Source organism: Salinicoccus halodurans (genome assembly GCF_900114445.1).
Lineage (GTDB): Bacteria > Bacillota > Bacilli > Staphylococcales > Salinicoccaceae > Salinicoccus > Salinicoccus halodurans.
The window spans coordinates 166259-184970 of sequence record NZ_FOTB01000002.1; the positions used below are offsets into that span (position 1 = coordinate 166259).

General features: G+C 49.1%; 17 protein-coding genes and 1 tRNA gene. 9 read left to right on the forward strand and 9 right to left on the reverse strand.

Going from position 1 to position 18712, the window contains the following annotated elements; all coding sequences use genetic code 11:
• The first annotated feature begins 5 nt into the window (after nucleotides 1-5).
• From gntK to BM271_RS05185, 3 genes are read left to right on the forward strand one after another with little or no spacing between them, the layout of a single operon-like run.
• A complete protein-coding gene (gene gntK / locus BM271_RS05175) occupies nucleotides 6-1523 on the forward strand; it encodes a gluconokinase (RefSeq protein ID WP_046791595.1) in 1518 nt (505 codons plus the stop codon).
• Between the two features lie 22 nt (nucleotides 1524-1545).
• Nucleotides 1546-2970 carry an IS1096 element passenger TnpR family protein gene (locus BM271_RS05180; RefSeq protein WP_046791180.1) on the forward strand — a complete coding sequence of 475 codons (1425 nt, stop codon included), beginning with the start codon at nucleotides 1546-1548 and terminating at the stop codon, nucleotides 2968-2970.
• 15 nt (nucleotides 2971-2985) lie between these two features.
• Nucleotides 2986-3945 (forward strand): plasmid pRiA4b ORF-3 family protein, encoded by a 960-nt coding sequence (locus BM271_RS05185; protein ID WP_046791179.1) that lies wholly within the window; start codon nucleotides 2986-2988, stop codon nucleotides 3943-3945.
• Nucleotides 3946-3984: 39 nt separating this feature from the next.
• Here BM271_RS05185 and BM271_RS05190 read toward each other — a convergent pair whose 3' ends face one another.
• On the reverse strand, nucleotides 3985-4251 hold the full coding sequence (locus tag BM271_RS05190) for a hypothetical protein (RefSeq protein ID WP_046791178.1): 267 nt from the start codon (nucleotides 4249-4251) through the stop codon (nucleotides 3985-3987).
• Nucleotides 4252-4470: 219 nt separating this feature from the next.
• Here BM271_RS05190 and BM271_RS05195 point away from each other — a divergent pair, with 219 nt between their 5' ends.
• From BM271_RS05195 to manA, 4 genes are read left to right on the forward strand one after another with little or no spacing between them, the layout of a single operon-like run.
• Nucleotides 4471-5181, forward strand: coding sequence for an MOSC domain-containing protein (locus BM271_RS05195; protein WP_046791177.1), 711 nt, complete (start codon nucleotides 4471-4473; stop codon nucleotides 5179-5181).
• Between the two features lie 26 nt (nucleotides 5182-5207).
• Nucleotides 5208-7175 carry a PTS fructose transporter subunit IIABC gene (locus BM271_RS05200; RefSeq protein WP_046791176.1) on the forward strand — a complete coding sequence of 656 codons (1968 nt, stop codon included), beginning with the start codon at nucleotides 5208-5210 and terminating at the stop codon, nucleotides 7173-7175.
• 11 nt (nucleotides 7176-7186) lie between these two features.
• The gene (locus BM271_RS05205) at nucleotides 7187-7708 is read left to right on the forward strand and encodes a GNAT family N-acetyltransferase (RefSeq protein ID WP_046791594.1); all 522 of its coding nucleotides are present in this window, start codon (nucleotides 7187-7189) and stop codon (nucleotides 7706-7708) included.
• An 11-nt stretch (nucleotides 7709-7719) separates the two neighbouring features.
• Nucleotides 7720-8670: a mannose-6-phosphate isomerase, class I gene (manA, locus tag BM271_RS05210; protein ID WP_046791175.1), complete on the forward strand. Its 951-nt coding sequence runs from the start codon at nucleotides 7720-7722 to the stop codon at nucleotides 8668-8670.
• Between the two features lie 168 nt (nucleotides 8671-8838).
• On the opposite strand, the gene BM271_RS05215 is transcribed toward manA, so the two are convergent.
• The 8 genes from BM271_RS05215 to BM271_RS05250 form a co-directional block, all read right to left on the reverse strand.
• Nucleotides 8839-10050 carry a DUF819 family protein gene (locus tag BM271_RS05215; RefSeq protein WP_046791174.1) on the reverse strand — a complete coding sequence of 404 codons (1212 nt, stop codon included), beginning with the start codon at nucleotides 10048-10050 and terminating at the stop codon, nucleotides 8839-8841.
• A gap of 419 nt (nucleotides 10051-10469) precedes the next feature.
• Nucleotides 10470-10542 (reverse strand) — tRNA-Ala (locus BM271_RS05220).
• A gap of 349 nt (nucleotides 10543-10891) precedes the next feature.
• On the reverse strand, nucleotides 10892-12796 hold the full coding sequence (locus tag BM271_RS05225) for a BglG family transcription antiterminator (RefSeq protein ID WP_046791173.1): 1905 nt from the start codon (nucleotides 12794-12796) through the stop codon (nucleotides 10892-10894).
• Between the two features lie 68 nt (nucleotides 12797-12864).
• On the reverse strand, nucleotides 12865-14259 hold the full coding sequence (locus tag BM271_RS05230) for a glycoside hydrolase family 1 protein (RefSeq protein WP_143544905.1): 1395 nt from the start codon (nucleotides 14257-14259) through the stop codon (nucleotides 12865-12867).
• A gap of 4 nt (nucleotides 14260-14263) precedes the next feature.
• Nucleotides 14264-14578, reverse strand: a complete 315-nt coding sequence (locus BM271_RS05235) for a PTS sugar transporter subunit IIA (protein WP_046791171.1) — start codon at nucleotides 14576-14578, stop codon at nucleotides 14264-14266.
• Between the two features lie 38 nt (nucleotides 14579-14616).
• A complete protein-coding gene (gene celB / locus BM271_RS05240; protein WP_046791170.1) occupies nucleotides 14617-15909 on the reverse strand; it encodes a PTS cellobiose transporter subunit IIC in 1293 nt (430 codons plus the stop codon).
• 15 nt (nucleotides 15910-15924) lie between these two features.
• Nucleotides 15925-16236: a PTS sugar transporter subunit IIB gene (locus BM271_RS05245; RefSeq protein ID WP_046791169.1), complete on the reverse strand. Its 312-nt coding sequence runs from the start codon at nucleotides 16234-16236 to the stop codon at nucleotides 15925-15927.
• A gap of 208 nt (nucleotides 16237-16444) precedes the next feature.
• Nucleotides 16445-17050, reverse strand: a complete 606-nt coding sequence (locus BM271_RS05250) for a class I SAM-dependent methyltransferase (protein ID WP_046791168.1) — start codon at nucleotides 17048-17050, stop codon at nucleotides 16445-16447.
• Nucleotides 17051-17196: 146 nt separating this feature from the next.
• Between BM271_RS05250 and BM271_RS05255 the strand changes: the two genes are divergently transcribed.
• Together BM271_RS05255 and BM271_RS05260 are read left to right on the forward strand one after the other, a co-directional pair.
• A complete protein-coding gene (locus BM271_RS05255) occupies nucleotides 17197-17481 on the forward strand; it encodes a metal-sensitive transcriptional regulator (protein WP_046791167.1) in 285 nt (94 codons plus the stop codon).
• A gap of 116 nt (nucleotides 17482-17597) precedes the next feature.
• Complete coding sequence (locus BM271_RS05260) at nucleotides 17598-18698, forward strand: DsrE/DsrF/DrsH-like family protein (protein ID WP_046791166.1); 1101 nt, start codon at nucleotides 17598-17600, stop codon at nucleotides 18696-18698.
• The last annotated feature ends 14 nt before the right edge of the window (nucleotides 18699-18712 follow it).

The window sequence follows — 18712 nt, forward strand, 5'->3', positions numbered from 1 at the left end:
TTATTATGAAAAAATATATGATCGGTCTGGACATTGGCACTACGGCCGTTAAAGCTGTACTCTTTGATGCGAAAGGCACATACATAGACAAGGAAACGGGGAATTATCCTCTGCATACACCCGATGCGGAGACTGCGGAACAGGATCCGGATGAAATACTGGGGCGTACTTTCGAGGCGGTCCGCCTGCTGGTCGCCCGGAACGGATGCGGGGATGATGTGGAGTTCATCGCATTTTCTTCTGCGATGCACAGCATGATCCTGCTTGACGGGGAAGGCCGCCGTCTGACGGAATGCATCACGTGGGCGGACAGCCGTGCCCAGGACTACGCGGACCGTCTGAATGAGGGGGACGGCCTGGAGATTTACCGCAGGACGGGGACGCCGGTCCATCCGATGAGTCCGCTCGTAAAACTGCTTTATTTCAAAAATGAGGTACCGGAACTTTATTCCAAAATCGGTAAGATAGTGGGTATAAAGGAGTATATATTCGCACGTCTGACGGGTAAATATGCCGTCGACCGCTCCATCGCGAGCAGCATGGGCATGATGAATCTGGAAACGTCCGGATGGGACCGGGAAGTGCTGGAAATGCTGGATCTTACAGCGGACCAGCTGCCGGAACTTGCAGATACGACGGAAATCTTTGCGGTGAATAAAAACCCGGCGTCCGAGCTGGGTCTCCACCAGGAAACGAAGCTCGTCATCGGTGCGAGTGACGGCGTGCTTGCAAATCTCGGTGTGAACGCGATCCGCGAAGGGGATATAGCCATCACGATCGGTACGAGCGGTGCAATCCGCACGGTGATCGACGCTCCGCAGACGGATGAGAAGATGCGTACATTCTGCTATCACCTCACCCCGGCGCATTACGTCATCGGCGGGCCGGTGAATAACGGCGGCGTGATTTTACGATGGATCCGTGATGAGCTCTGCCAGCAGGAAATCGGCGAGGCGGATTCAAACGGCCTGGACCCGTACGAGGTAATGACGAAGGCGGCTGTAGACGTGCCGGCAGGCAGCAACGGGCTGATATTCCATCCGTATCTCGCCGGAGAGCGGGCGCCGTTATGGGATTCGAAGGCAGTGGGATCATTTTATGGCCTGACTTTATCCCATGAGCGCAGGCATATGATCCGCGCTGCGATGGAAGGTGTGGTGTACAATCTTTACAGTGTATACCTTGCCCTCAGGGAACAGATGACGGAAGTGCACGCCATCAAGGCGAGCGGCGGATTTGCACGCAGCGAGATGTGGAAGCAGCTGATGGCTGATGTTTTCGGGGAGAAGCTGAGCGTGCCGAAATCGTATGAATCAAGTGCATTCGGCGGATGTATACTGGGGCTGTACGCAATCGGTGAAATTGACGACCTCCGTGATGTCGACCGGTTCATCGGGGAGGATGACGCCTACACGCCGGACGAACAGAATTACATGAAATACCAGGATGTCATGAGCGTCTATATAGAAATCGGCAGATCACTTGAACAGTTTTACGGAAGAATGCATGAACTCAGGAATTGACTATGGAAAAGGAGGTGGGAAAATGGATTTGAAAAGTTTTTTCAATCATTTTCTTGAAGAGAATGAACTGGTGCGTGCCAATCTGATGAACGAAGAGACATTCGAATCGATCGAGGCGCTGGCCGGGTATAAAGTGGACAGCATATCCGACGGGGAGGTGCTGTCTGAAGTGTCACAGCATATCTCCATGGGTGAGGCCGCGCTCGTCAGAAGCCTGGTGGATGAGGAGACGGCGGATAATCTGCATCATGTAAATTATGATGTTTCGAAATACGATGCCCTGATCGACTACCAGTACATACTCGAGGCAGGCGACGGCGAAGGGGTGATCCATCATGACATCGTCCAGGCCATCGATGCGGCCCTGAAAGATACCGGCGTGCTCCCTGCAGCCGATATGTTCATCCACAGGGATGAGGATTTCAATCCAAGGGATATCGGAAGGCTCGAGCAGATCTACCGGGGGCCGATCTACTGGCTGTACAACAATCTGACATGGCGTGAGCTGAAAGCGATGCTCAGGCGTCTCGGCAGCGAGACCGAAGGCAATCAGAAAGACGATTATCTGCGTCACATCACGGCCTTGCTGACATCCTCCCGGTTTCTGGAGGAGATACTGCTCCATATCGGAGATGAGGAATTCAGAATCATACGGGATAACGTGGAAAAGGATTATAATGTATATGAAGCGAAATCAAGATGGGCAGAAGCGAAGAACCTGGGTCTGATCGTCAAAGTGCATGCAAATTTTCTGGTGATGCACCAGAAGGTGCTCGATGCCCTGAAGATGGTGAACTTCGATGCCGTAGTCAGGAGGAGAAGCCCCGGAGGATCGACTGGGTCCGTCAGGGGCGACTACAATGCATACGCCCTGCTGTTTGAAGTGATGGAAACCCATGAACCGATTCGGCGGATCGTCCAGATTCCTGCGGGGATGAACTTCTTCGAGCTCCATCTTACTATCCGCGAAGTCATGGACTGGAGGAGCGGCAGCCCTTCAAGATTCACTGCAGATGGGTTCACCATCTATGAATCGATGTTCCTGATGGATGAGGAACAGGGCCCGGATGAAGGCAGGACCAGTCTGCTCGCGAGCTTTACACAGATTGACGCGCTGCTTGAGCGGGCAGGGGCACTTTATTACCGTTATGAATCGGTGGATGGATATGTCGTGAAGGTTTCAATCGCGGACCGCATCAACATCGACCACCGGGTGCCGGCCATCCGCAGCTATACGGGACCGATACCGATCGAGAACGTCGGCGGACCGGAAGGTCTGGAGCGGACGCTGGCGATTCTGAACGACAGGCAGCATCCGGATTACGCAAGGACATTCGAAAAGGCGCGGATGATGAACTACCGGGAACGCTATCCGATGACGGCGATCAACAACAGGCTGGAGAAGAGATTTTCCAAAGCCCATCCGGTGACTGAATTCAACACCTGATAATTGGAGGATAAAATGGATCTAAGAAGATTTTACCATGAGATTTTAAAAGATGATGCACTCGCAGATATGTCCGTTTCATATATCAACGACGATTATTTCATGTCAAAAATTGCCGAAAAACTCAAATCCGACGAACGCAATCTGATGCAGAGGCTTGCGAAAATCCGGCCATTGTCAGGATACTATGAAATTGATATCAACCCGAATAAATATTTTTACCTTATAAAGAACCGCATCATTCTGCCGTCAGGAAGCGACAGCGGCTTCGTACATGTGGATGTTGTCCGGAAACTCACCCGCCTGATCAGAATATATGATGCGGAAAACAGGTATTCCGGGGAAGAGGAAGAATCGGCGCCGGGGCATCAGGCCCTGAAGCTGCGGATCACACTGGACGATGCCCATACACCGATATGGCGGGAAGTCATGGTGCCGGCAGATTTTAATTTTTATGAGTTGTATATTGTCATCCAGAAAGCGATGGGCTGGCAGGGTAGCCACCTGTCATCGTTCTTCGGGAAGAACTGCAGAATCTTTGTGCATGAATTTGAAATGGAGGACGCCTATTCCCCGGAGGGCGGACCGGAACTCCTGCTCGCGAGCAATACATCCATCGAACCGGTTCTGTCAGAATCCGGCACTCTCACCTACATTTATGACTATGGCGACGACTGGATGCACGGAATTGAAGTGTTGGAGAAGAGGGACACAGATAAACGGGTGATACCGGAGGTCGTCAGCCATAAAGGGCCTGGACCGATCGAGGATTCCGGCGGTGTCGGCGGGTTCGAAGAGGTTTACAGCATCATAAAAGATGAAACGCACTCCGAACATGAAGAGATGCTGTTATGGGCAAAATCGCAGAATTATAAAGCGAGATATCCTAAAAAAGCCATCAACCGTAACCTTGAGAAGATATTCAGCGGCGGCGAGCCGGTAACGGAATTGAATGATCCATCAATGGACGAATGAAACTGAAAACTGGAAGGTCCCGCGGGCCTTCCAGTTTTTCTATACATCATCCTTTTCAGACGCTCTGTCCCGCAGTTCATTATAATACAGCACACTTGTCATGGCGCCTTCATCGACCATATTCGCATCGCGTGACTCATCCGGCTTTCCGAGGTGGAGCAGATAAGGGTCGTTCGTCCAGCTTGTCGCCTTATATACCGCCTTATCCAATCCGCGCTTCACTTTTTTACGATTATCTTCTTTCGATAAATATGCTGTACCCGCCAACACACCCGCTGTACCAATCAGTTTTGTAACTTTTCCCATCATGTATCCTTCCTTTCAGAATAAGAAAATTTCAATACTTTTTAAGCGGTTTCATCATCATGATTATCTCATATCCGGGTGTAAAATGAAAATGAATGGCTTGTGTTCTGCCATGGGTGGAAACGCTGCCGATTTACTGCGTGAGCATGGACTAAGTGGTAAAATGGAGTATAGATGAAACAACTGTACACTGCATGATTTTCATGAGTATCTGGAGGGATGATCTTGGAAAAATCTTTGGTTTATAAATTATTCACCGGCGGCGTGAAACAGCTTGGAGACCCGCAGGCTGAAGATAAACTGGAACGGCCGTGGGAGAGTGGAATATTCAAAGAGGAGACCGAGGATGCGGTCTTCTTATCCGAAACGGGTTTTACAGGCGACGATGTGGCGGACAAGAGAAATCACGGGGGACCGGAAAAAGCGGTGTTTGCCTATTCTGTAAAACATTATGAAGACTGGCGGAGGGAACTGGATGCGGATATCGGTCCCGGCGGCAATGGTGAAAATCTGTCAGTCACCGGCATGGACGAAACAACTGTATGCATCGGAGATACATACAGGCTGGGCGAAGCGCTTATCCAGGTCTCCCAGCCGAGGCGTCCGTGCTGGAAGCCGGCAAGACGGCATAAAATACTGGACCTTGCGCTCAGAATCCAGAAGACGGGCAGGACGGGATGGTATTTCCGTGTGCTCGAGGAAGGGAAGATCAGGTCGGGGGATGCATTTGAACGCGTCAGCCGTCCCTATCCGGAATGGACCATCAGGGCGTGCAATGAAGTGATGCATGAACAAAAGGATAATCTCGGTCTGGCGGAAAGTCTGGCTGCGTGCAGCCTGCTTGCAAAAAACTGGAAAAACACACTCGATAAACGTCTTACAGGTAAAGAAGGGGGTATAGATAAGAGAGTCTATGGGCCGAACAGATAGAACACAAATCCAAGGGGGATATGGGAATGAAATTATTGGCGATTACAGCGTGTCCGGTCGGAATTGCCCATACTTACATGGCAGCGGAGAATATACAGAAGGCAGCGGATGAACTCGGTATTGATATGAAAGTGGAGACCCAGGGGTCGATCGGGGTCGAAAACGAATTGACGGAAGCGGACATCGAAGCGGCGGACGGCATCATCATCGCAAGTGACAAAGACGTATCAAAAGAAAGATTTGCAGGCAAGAAGCTTCTTGTTGTCGGAGTCCAGGAAGGCATCAGGAAGCCGAAAGAACTGATATCGAAGTTTGAGCAGGATGAAGTTCCTGTGTATAAAGCAGGGATGAAGACAGCAGACGAGGTAAAGGCCGAGAAGAAAAAGAAAGAGAACCCGGTCTACCGTCACCTGATGAACGGGGTTTCCTACATGATTCCATTCATCGTGGTCGGGGGACTGCTGATTGCGATTGCGCTGACGCTCGGCGGTGAGCAGACCGAAGGCGGCATCGTGATTCCTGAAGATTCGTTCTGGAAACAGGTTGAAGCGATCGGCGGTGCGTCTTTCGCCTTCATGGTCCCGATACTGGCAGGATATATCGCCTATAGTATTGCGGACAGGCCGGGACTTGCGCCGGGCATTGTCGGCGGCTATATCGCAGCGAACGGCAGTTTTTACGGTACGGAGGCAAATGCCGGATTCATCGGCGGAATCATTGCAGGTTTCCTTGCAGGGTATATCGTCCTTGCACTCAAGAAGATAAAGGTGCCGAAAGCGATGGAGCCTGTCATGCCGATCATTTTCCTGCCAATCATCGGCACGATCATCGTCGGGCTTTTATTCATCTACGTAATCGGAGCGCCGGTGGCGGCACTGTTCGAAGGACTGACGACATGGCTTGAAGGCATGCAGGGTGCAAGTTCCATACTCCTTGCCATCATCCTCGGCGGCATGATTGCTGTTGATATGGGCGGGCCGTTCAATAAAGTGGCCTTTCTTTTCGGTGTCGGCATGATTGCCGAGGGGAACTATACGATCATGGGCGCCATCGCTGTGGCTATCTGTATCCCGCCGCTCGGCATGGGGCTTGCAACTTTCATCAACAAGCGCAAATACAATCCCGCGGAAGTGGAAGCGGGCAAGGCCTCATTCACAATGGGACTCTTCGGTATTACGGAAGGGGCGATCCCTTTCGCCGCACAGGACCCGCTCCGGGTCATCCCGAGCATCGTCACCGGCTCGATGGCCGGGGCAGTCATTGCGATGATCAGCGGTGTCGGTGACCATGTTGCCCACGGCGGACCGATTGTCGCAGTGCTCGGTGCAGTGGATAATGTACTGATGTTCTTCGTTGCAGCCCTTATCGGGGTCCTTGTTACAGCCTTCATGGTCAACGCACTAAAGAAAACGGTCGAAGTGGAAGCGGCAGGCGCCGGTGCTGTGTCACTGGAAGGCGAAGGCAATGATGCACCTGCGGCGGAACCGGTAACTGCAGTTGGAAAAGAGCAGGAAGCCACATCAGAAAAAGTTGAAGTGAACAAGCTGACTGATATTCTGGATAAAGACCTGATCGAAGTGGATCTTGCAGCGTCAGAACGGGATGCAGTCATCGATGAACTGATAGAAAAACTGGATGGCAAAGGGATTCTGTCGTCCAAAGAAACATATAAGAAAGCGATTTTAGCGAGAGAAGCGGAAGGCACGACAGGGATGGGCATGAACATTGCCATCCCGCATGGCAAGTCGGATGCAGTGAAACGTCCGGCGGTGGTCTACGGCAGAAGCACTGAAGGTGTCGACTGGAACAGCATGGATGGTACAGACGCGAAACTGATATTCATGATTGCTGTGCCGATGGAAGCGGCAGGGGATGAACATCTGAAAATACTGCAGATGCTCTCACGTAAACTGATGGATAATGATTTCAGGGATGAATTGCTGGATGCAGACTCAAAAGAAGGAGTGTATGAACTGCTGAATGAAGTAAAATAAGGATGATTGTCATGAGAAAAACACTGATTTATCTTCAGCATAACCTTGTCGACGTTCAGATTTTCAATTTGCCGGAAGGATATGCATTTGTCCGTTACAAAAGAGGGTTGGAAGACGATTGGGCGAACATTTTATTGGAATCAGGTGAGTTTGACAGTCACAAAGACGCTTTGAAGAGATTTTATAAGGAATTCGGTAAAATATCTGATTTGGGACAGTATATGATTTTTATCGAGAATGAGGATTCAGAACTTGTCGGAACCGTCACAGCCTGGCACGGTACAGTGAAAGATAGACTGCACGGCAGACTGCATTGGTTCAATGTAGTCCCTGATTTCCAGGGGAGAGGCCTCGGCGTGCCTTTATTATCAAAAGGAATGGCAATGCTGCAGGAAAATCATGAAGAGGCTTTTTTGAAAGTGGATGTGAACAACAAGATGATGGTCCGGCTGTTCATCAGCATGGGGTGGAAACCGCTGATCATCCACCCTTGGGAAGTAAGGGTCTGGGTCCAATCAGGCTATCATAATTAATGGAGGGTAATATGTTTAAAGAACCTATATTTTTAGAGCCGGTACTGCAGGAAAGGATTTGGGGCGGAACGAAGCTCCGTGAAGAATATGGATATGAAATCCCGTCAGAGACTACAGGCGAGGCATGGGTAGTTTCCGCCCATCCGAATGGTGCTTCCAGAGTTAGCCGGGGTAAACTTGAAGGTAAAACTCTCGATCAGTTATGGAAGAACCGTGGTGAACTGTTCAATAAAAAGAGTGACGGCGAGTATCCGCTCCTCGTGAAAATATTGGATGCGGCAGATGATCTGTCGGTCCAGGTCCATCCCGATGACCGATATGCCCAGGAAGTGGAAGGCGTGCCCTACGGGAAGACGGAATGCTGGTATGTGCTCGATGCAGAACAAGGTGCAAATCTGATTCTCGGTCATACCGCAGCGGATAAAGCCGGATTTGAAAAAATGGTGAATCAAGGCGAGTGGGAGCAGCTGTTCCGTTACGTCAAAGTCCAAAAGGGCGATTTCGTATATGTGCCAAGCGGCACCATCCACGCCATCGGACGTGGCATCACAATCCTGGAAGTGCAGCAGAGTTCGGACATCACATACCGGGTATATGACTACGACAGGAAAGACAAAGCGGGAAACACGCGGGAGTTGCATCTGGACAAGGCAAAAGCCGTGACGCAGATCCCCCATGAGGATGTGCCGCTGTCCTTTGAAACAATGGAAAACGGTGATTTGAAAATCCGGCAGCTCGTCAAGGAACACTACTTCACAGTAGAGAAATGGGAAGTATCAGGGAAAGCCGGGCATAGAGTTACAGCGGATTTCCTGCAGGTCAATGTCTTAGAAGGGAAAGGCAGCATTGAAGCGGAAGGTGAAAAGTATGATCTGGCAAAAGGCATCCACTTCATTTTGCCGAATGGAGTGCGGGATATCAAACTCGATGGAGAGATGGAACTGATCGTCTCCCATCCTTAAAAAAATCAGGCGTCTCATTCCGGATATTGGATGAGACGCCTGATTTTTTGCGCTTTTTATGAGTGATTGAAAGTAATGTACGTTTAAAATGTGTTTCGACGTACGTTAAAAGTTTTAACAGTCAATGGAATCAGAAATGAACGACCATTAGATCAAGATTCTCCTGACCTACATCATCCCGGCGAACCACAGGCCGAGTCCCGTGCCGATGTAGTTGCCGATGATATACCCGAGCGTCCCGATGATCAGGATCGGACCGACAAGCTTCGTCCATCCCCTGGATATCGCCATTGCTGCAGTGGTCGTCGGGCCGCCGATATTGGCATTGCTCGACAGGATGATTTCTTCCAGACTGAATTTGAACAGTTTCCCGAACGAGAAGGAAATGGCCATATTGATGAAAACGATGATAGCTGCGAACAGAAGGATCAGCGGCGCATTCTGAATGATCAGTGGTATGGACGCAGGGACGCCAATGACGACAAAGAAGATGTATATCAGGAAAGTGCCGATCTCCTGTGCACCGTTTATGCTGCTGAAAAATTTGGGGATGGATGAAACGAGCAGCAGCGTGATGGTCGTGAGCATCAGGTAATCGTCTCCGATGATGCCTCTTAGAACAGTCAGGAAAATATTCGCATCAGCGGGTATCACATTGCTGAAGAATTCCGCGAGTTTGAAAGACACTGCAACGATGGCGAATGAACTTCCGACAGCGAGCGCGATGTCATTAAGTGATATTTCCTTGCGCTTCCAGTAGGACGCCGCCTGATTGTCATTTCCGGAACCGTTTTTTTCCAGATCATCAATATGCGGTGTATGATAGTTCTTCCTGAAAAAACCGACCGCCGGAATCGCGATGAGCACGAGGAAGTAGAGTGCCATCAGCAGATTATCCGCAACCACAGTGGAAGATACAGTCTCGCCGTCAACATCAAAGCGGGTGGCCATCGCAGCAAAGTTCACGCTGCCTCCTGTATAGGAGGCGGAGACCATCGCACCGATTTCGTTGAGTACAGGAATGTGATTTCTAAGTAAAAAGAAAGCAATAATCGTGCCTGCAGCAGTACCGATGGAACTGATCAGGAAAATCATGAGCAGGCGCCCGCTCTCCTTCCAGATTTTTATGATATTGGATTGGAATAGAAGAAGCGGTATGGCAAGTGGTACAACGTAGGCCCATACGATGTCGTACGTCGGTGATTCAATCGGAATCACTCCGAAGTTTGCGAGCAGCATCGCGCCGACAAGCGCAATGATCGCCCCGGACAATTTTGATGCCCATTCAAATCTCTGTTCAAGGTATATGGAGATTGCAGCCCATCCCACGAGGAACCCCCACAGAAGCCAGCTTTCATCCGGAGAAATTAAAGAATTCATGTTATATTGTCCCCCTTATGACATCGATTATAATTCAAAGGGGTTAAGATATCTAATTATTTTTCAATTGAATCGGGATATCCTGAGTATCAGAAGAGAGGCATTATCAAAGAAAGATTTGTTTGTTTGATGTTGTATGAATCTTGGGAGTGTTAAATATGAAATTAGTCAAAGACTTTCTTTTCAATTTTATTGTTTTTTAGTTCTTTATTCAGCTATGAAGTTTATAATTACAAAGGAATTTGAGTTTCTTGATATTTTATCAATATCACTTATTTTCGCTGCGAGCATGGCTGTAATTAATCATTTAAAAAATTCTAAGAAAAAACAGGATGCCTCAAACAAGGAATAATGTATCATGCCGGAACAATTTAAAAGAGACCGCTGGATTTAAAATCCAGCGGTCTCTCATTATGTGATGGAGCCAAGGGGGCTCGAACCCCTGACCTTTGCACTGCCAGCGCAACGCTCTCCCAGCTGAGCTATGGCCCCTATGTACTATTGATGAAAAACATCAGTAAATTAATCATATAATTTTGGAGAGATTATATCAAGCTTTTTAATGTTTATTTTGGCAGGAAGTTTGAATATCAACCGCGTAAGGTAAAACAATGGAGTAATAATTAAACACGGATGAACAAAAAATACCGCTTGTTTGACCGCTCATAAATACAGGCGCAGGGAGCATGATGATGGATAGGGAAGATGTTTTTGAAATGATTGAGACGAGTTTCAACTTAACCGGGGACTAATAGGGTGCAGCGATAAAAACCTAATCTCCAATCATTGAAAAAGAATCCATTTTGACTTGTTTTTCAAAATGGATCCCTCTGTAAAATATTCACGTATTGATTTTTCTGATGAATTCACGGGAATGGCTGCAGCTGAGAAGCTCCGATACTCTATCCGGATCTTCGATGATCGATCCGAGACTGTCATAGATGACCTGGAGATCCTCCCGGCTCCCTTTTTGGACCATGAGCATGCAGACCAGCTGTACTTTATAGTCTCCCCACACAATCGGCTTCTTCAAAGTCATGAAGGAGAGGAATGTTTCATCTGAATGCGGCGTGATCGGGTGCGGCACCGCTATCAGGTTGCCGAAGGAGGTCGGCATGACAGCTTCCCGTTCCATGACGGAATCTAGGAATGTATCTTCCGCCAGACCCATCTGCCTCAGCTGTCGATCAAAATGGGAGAGTACGGAATCTCTGGAGTCCAGGTCTTTATTGATGAATACAAGTTCTTCCCTGCAGTAATCCGTGAACCTGCTGCTTTCATTTTGGACGATGAATGACTCGACTTTCTTCAGATCTTTATCGTTCAATATGGCGTTCACTTCGATGACAGGTACAGGCATCCCCAATTCGATCGGGATGGAACTGATGATGAAATCGAGTGACGAGAGCGGGTATTCCTCCAGTTTGTAGTACTGTATCGTATCGATGATTTCAAGTGAATGTCCGAAATGGTTTTTCAGTTTATAGTAGATGAGCTGCGATGTCCCGACGCCGGAGGCACATACGACAATGCATTTTTTCGGTGCATCCCGGAGTTTGCTCCGCTCAATCGCGCCGCCGATGTGCAGTGCGATATAGCCGATTTCATTTTCATCCATCTCGGTATCCGTCTCCGACTCTATGATCCTTCCGGCGAACACTGCGATTTCGAATGCCAGTGGATAATGCTGCCGGATGTCTGCAAGCATTGGGTTTCTGACATTCATATTATAACGATAGCGGTTGATTGCAGGTTTCAGATGGAGCAGGAGGGAGAGCCGGAGTTCCTTGTCCTTCCGGATCTGCATCGTGTACTCGCGGTCCACTTCCCTGAGAGTCCGGTCTATGACCCGCTGCAGTTCCTTGTCATACTCTTCTTCGATGTCGCCGCTCATCTGCCGGATGATTTTTGTTCCCGACAGATGCAGAGCGATATACACGGTTTCATACGCCGGGAAAGATACTTTGAATAAAGTTTCGCACTGCGTGACGATCTGCTTCGCGATGCTGTGCTCCCGGTGGTTCATGAGCGTATTCAATGACGGGTTATGTTCATCGACCGAATAGCCGTCGCGGATCCTCCGCAGCGCAATGGCAATGTGGATGACGAGGTTGTTGATGGCAATATCCGTCATGACCAGCTGGTTGTCATCAAGTGCCTCCGCCACGGTATTGTGGACTGCACCGAGTTCATCACTGTCAAAATACACGGACTGCGGTTCGGATTTGTATACTCTGCGGTCAAATACATACTGGCTCAGGCAGAACCTGAGATTCATTTCGGTGCCCGTTGCCCGCATACCGTAATTCGGTTTGGATTCAATCTCGAGATCGTATTGGGCCAAAATCCCTTTGACGGCTTTCAGGTCACTCTGAAGTGTCGATCTGCTGATGAATAAAGCGTCCGCCAGATCCTCGGATTTGACATGTCCGCGTGTCAGAAGCAGCTCGCATATGATGTAGGCGGCGCGGTCTGCATGCGTGTCCGGAGTGTGCGGACCCTGACTGGTCAAACTCTGCAAAAATGACTTGAATGATTCATTGTCCTCTATTTCGAGAAGATAGCCTCTGCCCATGAGGGACTGGACTTTCGCCCCGTTCCCCGAAATCCGGACATTGATCAGTTTGATGTCCTCCCGTATTGTGCGCGCTGATACACCGTTCAGTTTGGCGAGATGTGTGCCGGACATGGGAGCGTCATGCCTGATGAGTTCCTGTACAATTGCCTGCTGCCTTGTTTCCAACATTTTTACCACCCTTTATACCCATCCTTGATTCAGGAAAAGGCCCGGTTTTTTCCCGGACCTCAAAATTACTATTCATCAAAGCCGTTCTCCCTGGAGACATCTCTGATCCAGCGGCCTGATTTTTTGATTGTTCTTTCCTGGGTTTCAATGTCTACGGAAATGAAACCATATCTGTTTTTATAGGCGTTCGACCACGACCAGTTGTCCATAGTCGTCCACATGTGATACCCCAGCACATTGGCGCCTTCTGCATGTGCCTTATGCACCCATTTCAGGTGCTCTTTGACGAACTCAATCCTGTAGTCATCCTGGATTTCTCCGTTCTTAAGGAAGCGGCTCTCATTCTGGACCCCCATGCCGTTTTCTGAAATGAAGGATTCGATGTTGCCGTAATTCTCTTTCAGGTTGATCAGGATATCATAGATCCCCTTTTCATAGATCTCCCATCCCCGGTATTCGTTCATCTTTCTGCCCGGCATGACATAGTTGTCAAAATACCAGTCGGGCAGAAACGGACCGTCTGGATTCGGAACGTGCTCTTTCGCTTTAACACGCCTCGGCTGATAGTAGTTCACACCGAGTATATCCACGGTATTATCCCGGATCAGTGCTTCATCCCCGGCTTCTGTCACTGGTGCAATGCCGTGGAGTTCCACGATTTCCTTCAGGCCATCCGGATAGACGCCGAGGACGGAAGGGTCGAGGAAGCTTCTGTTGAAGAAAAGGTCGGCTGCTTCCGAAGCTTTCAGATCAGCCGGATTCTGGCTCCTCGGATAAGAAGGCGTCAAATTGAGAATGATACCTATTTTACCATGATTCACGTCCATCTGATGGAATATCTCTATCGCTCTGGCACTGGCGACTGTAGTATGATAAGCGACCTGTACCGCCGCTTTCGCGTCCACCTTGTTCGGATAGTGGAAGTCATACAGGTAACCGCCTTCCACCGGTACAATCGGTTCGTTGAATGTAAACCATTTGGATACTTTATCCCCGAACAGTTCGAATGCAGTTTTGGCATATTCAGCATATGCATCGACGGTCTCCCTGTTTTCCCATCCGCCGATTTCCTGCAGGGCCATCGGCATATCGAAGTGGAAGAGATTGATGAAAGGTTCGATGTCATTCGCGAGGAGTTCATCGATGACATCGTTGTAGAAATCGACTGCTTTCCGGTTCACTTCTCCCGTGCCTTCAGGGATGAGGCGTGACCATGAGAGAGACAGCCTGAAAGTGTTGTGGCCGATCTCCCTGATCATTTTGATGTCTTCCCGGTATGTGTCCTGGAAGTTGGATGTCACTCCGGGTCCGACACCCTGGTAGAAGCGGTTGGGTTCAGCTTCATACCAGTGGTCCCATATGGATTTCCCTTTGCCGTCATTGTCCTTCGTGCCTTCTATCTGAGTGGCGGAAGTTGCGCTTCCCCACCAGAAATCTTCCGGAAACTGATATTTCAAAACCATTATATTACCTCCCGATTCCATTTCTGTACAGATCTATAAATTCAATTGCCATATCTCTCACTGTCATTGCATTCATCAGATGATCCTGCGAATGCACCAGTATGACATTCACTGCAGTGCCTTCACCGCGTGCTTCCAGCTGGAGCAGTTCCGTCTGATGGTTATGCGCCTTTCCGAGCTCGGCGTTCGCTTCTTCAATCAATTGATCGGCCTTCTCGAATTCACCCTGTTTGGCATATTGTATCGCCTCCATGGCATTGGATCTGCCGTTGCCGCCGTACAGGATGATCTGGAACGCTATTTCGTTAATCTTTTCCATATTTTTCACCTCTTCAGCTTCAGAAAGACTGTTTTCGCTTAATTATCTTTATTCTCAGCAGATTTTTCACCTTCATAGTACTGTTTGTCCATGACTTTAAGGAACGGCCACCAGATGACCATGACGATTACCAGGTTGACGGCCTGTAAGGCGGCGCCCTGCCACGCATTCCCTGTTGCGAGGAAACCGCTCAGAAGCGGCGGCGTGGTCCACGGTACGATGATGCCGGCGGGTTTTGGCACCAGCCCGAGCGACATCGAATAGAAGGTGACAATCGTGACGATTACCGGTGCGATGAGCCAGGGCACAAGGATCAGCGGGTTCATGACGATCGGCAGGCCGAAGATGATCGGTTCGTTGACGTTGAATATGCCCGCCGGCGCGCCCAGTTTGCCGAGCTCCTTGAGCTGTCTGCTTTTGCCGACTGCGAATATCAGGATGATGACGGCGAGCGTCATACCCGTGCCGCCCATGCCGACAAGGAATGTGTCGATGAACTGTTTCGTAACGACGTTCGGCAGTTCCTGTCCGGCCTGGAATGCCTGCAGGTTCTGGTCATTCAATGTATACCATATCGGATCGAGCACCGAATTGATGATGATCTGTCCGTGAAGCCCGAAGAACCAGAAGAGCTGGATGAAGAGTACCGCAATGATGGTTGCCGGCAGTCCGCTGCCGAGCGCAGTCAACGGTTCCTGGATGATCGAGTAGATGAATGTCTGTGCCGTTTCAAAGTCCGTGATGCTGAACAGGAATCTGATCAGCAGGAAGACGGACAGTGTCATCGTGATCGGAATCAGTGCGCTGAATGATTTGGATACCGCGCCGGGTACACCGGCGGGCATTTTGATCGTCCAGCCGCGGGTGACGAAGAAGCGGTAGAGTTCGGCAGCAACGAATGCTGTGATGATACCGAGGAACATCCCTTCCGCGCCGAGTACCGACGTGGGAATGACACCCGTCGTCTCTTCGAGTATCTGCGGCGTGAGGATCAGGAATGCGGCGAGCGCGACAACGCCGCCGTAAATGGATTCCAACTCATAGGATTCGGTCAGCTTATACCCGATGCCGATGATGACGAACAGTCCCATGATGCTGAGTGTTGCAGCGGAGGCGGGCCCCAGTGCGTTTTGGTAGGCGGTGAATGCCTCCTCGCTGATCACCATGTCCAGGAAAGGGAAGTTCGCAATGACGACAAAAATCGAACCGAAGATGATCAGCGGCAGGGCGACCATGAAACCGTCGCGCAGTGCCGTCAGATATCTGTTGTTGTTCAGTTTATCAGCAACAGGCAACAGGACACCTTCGAGAAAACTCATAAATTTATTCATAATTTCCACCCCGTATTATTTACTTTCGGCAAGTTCGAGTGCGCGTTTCAAAACAGCTTCTCCATCAACGCGGCCGTAGGCCATAGAATCGATCACTTCGACAGGCACGTTATACTCCTCGGCAGCCTTTTCGAATTTCTTCTGCATGAATCTCATCTGAGGTCCGATGAGGAGGACATCCGTTTCCGGCAGATCCGCAATCGCCTTGTCCTGACCGACCGCCCATATCTTTACATCCTCCCCGAGTGCCTCTGCAGAAGCCTCCATTTTTGAAACCAAAAGACTTGTCGACATGCCTGACGAGCAGGCGAGTAAAATGTTCTTCATAATAAAATCCCCCTGAAATTTTGTTTGTTATGTAACTGTCTATAACATTAAATTAAAAGCGCTTACATTTGAATCGGAATAATTTCCTCCATGTGGCGGAAAGTGTTGGAAAGGTGGTCGGAGAATGGAGAAAGACACAGGAAAACCCTGAAGCTTTTCTAATCAGGCTTCAGGGTGTGTAAGGAATGAGCAGTTATTTTATATGAGGTTATGCGAGCCTTCTCAGTTTCCCCTGGATCACTGAAGACCGGCCGTTATGCATTCTGCCTTCGTGCCTGTCGGCAGTCACTTTCTCCAGGTGGATGATTTCAACAAAGGAGGATTCCAGATATCCTTCGATTTCATCAATGCTATAGAGCATGTCCATGTCCGGAGGACCGCCTGTGCCGTATTCCAGCTGTTCTTTTGAGTACAGTTCGAAAACGACCAGTCCTCCGGGTTTTACACATCCGATCAGATTCGAAAACATCTGTGATTTTCCTTCTGGCGGAACATGTCCGAAAATGTTGACGCTGATATCATAGGTCACCCGGGGCAGAGCACCTTCAACCGTTATGTCCTGCAGATTGGTATCGACCGTCACGTCTTCTGAAGCCGCCAGCCGCTTCGTTTTCTCAATGCCTTCCTTTGAAAAGTCATATGTGGTAACCCGGTTGCCGAGTCTGGCAAGATAGACGGCATTGCGTCCTTCGCCTTCTGCGAGCAGTGCAATGTTTCTGCCTTTTTCCCGCCTCAGGACCGTACGGACCCATTCGTTCGGTTCCACACCATAGACATACTCATCAGTCCTGAATTTTTCATCCCAACGATTCATATTTACACTCCATTCTATTTTCAACATTATATTACCAGTGTAAAGGATAATATATGAAACATCACGAAAATACCTGACGGGGTATTTGACCCGGCCTGGATTATCCACTATAATAATAGCAATGACAATAAGAAAAGAGGATTATAATGGCTGTTGATAATGATAAATACGTATATGATAAAGCAGTTGTTAACCGTATCAACCGGCTTCAGGGCCAGATCAATGGTGCTTTGAAGATGATTGAAGAGGGTGAGAACTGCAAGGATGTAGTCACTCAATTGAGTGCCGCAAAGAATGCACTGAACCGTACCATGAATGTCATCGTAAGTGAAAACCTGGTGGAATGTGTCAAAGAAGCGATGGATGACCCGGATCAGGATACGGATGCTCTGGTCAAGGAAGCGGTCGAACTATTGAACAAGAGCAGATGATTTCCCATCTGTTTTTATTTTACTGCGAATTATACCCTGTGGGGTATTTGACAAGCGCATGAACAACTGGTAACATACCCTGTAGGGTATATAAAAGGGAGAGGATGATTTTTATTATGAGTAATGAAAAAATGATATATCACATTAATGATGCAGACCGACTGCTCAAATCAGGAGAGTATTTGCTGGATGTCAGAGAACAATTTGAATATGAGGCGGGGCATATTGCCGGAGCTGGGAATATCTCTGTAAATGAGCTGGAAGAGCGTCTCGGTGAACTGCCTGAAGATAAAAAGATCCATGCGTATTGCCAGAAAGGTAAACGGGGTGCAGATGCGGTGGATATCCTGAGGCGGAATGGTTTTGAAGCAGTGAATCTTGAAGAAGGCTTCTCCGCATACACCGGAGAGTATGACAGTTCGAAATCTGTTCCGGATACGCAGGTGCCGCCTGCACATAAAAACATTGAACTTGATCCGGAAAGGGTAAGGATTGAAGCAAGCGGCCTTCAGTGCCCGGGACCGCTGCTCAGGGTAAATGAAACAATGGGACAGCTTGACCCGGGTCAGCAGATGGAAATTACAGTAACGGACTTCGGTTTTTGTACAGATGTCGAAGCCTGGGCGAAAAAGACGGGAAACACAGTACTTAAAAATGAAAAGAAGGAAGACAAAGTTGTTGTTGTACTCGAGAAGAATGATAAGCAGCCAGAGACATCTCGAGAAGATCACCAGATGATGGAAACGAAGAACGGGGCAACGATGGTCGTCTTCAGCGGTGATCTGGACAAGGCGCTCGCCTCGTTCATCATTGCAACAGGCGCCAAAAGTATGGGTAAAGATGTAACGATGTTCTTCACATTCTGGGGACTCAACGTCATCAAGGATCCGAATGCACCGAAGAAGAACAAGAAGGGACTGGATAAGGCGTTCAGCATGATGATGCCGAAATCCGCCGCCAAACTGCCGATTTCGAAAATGAATATGTTCGGGCTCGGCTCGAAGATGATCCAGTACGTCATGCAGAAGAAGAAAGTGGATGCACTGACGGAGATGATCGACAAGGCCGATTCACTCGGCGTAAAAATGGTGGCCTGCACGATGAGCATGGATATCATGGCAATCGAGGCCGATGAGCTGCTTCCGAATGTCAACTTCGGCGGAGTCGGCACTTATCTCGGCGACGCTGAGAACGGCAACCTGAACCTTTTCATATGATAAGGGTGATATTC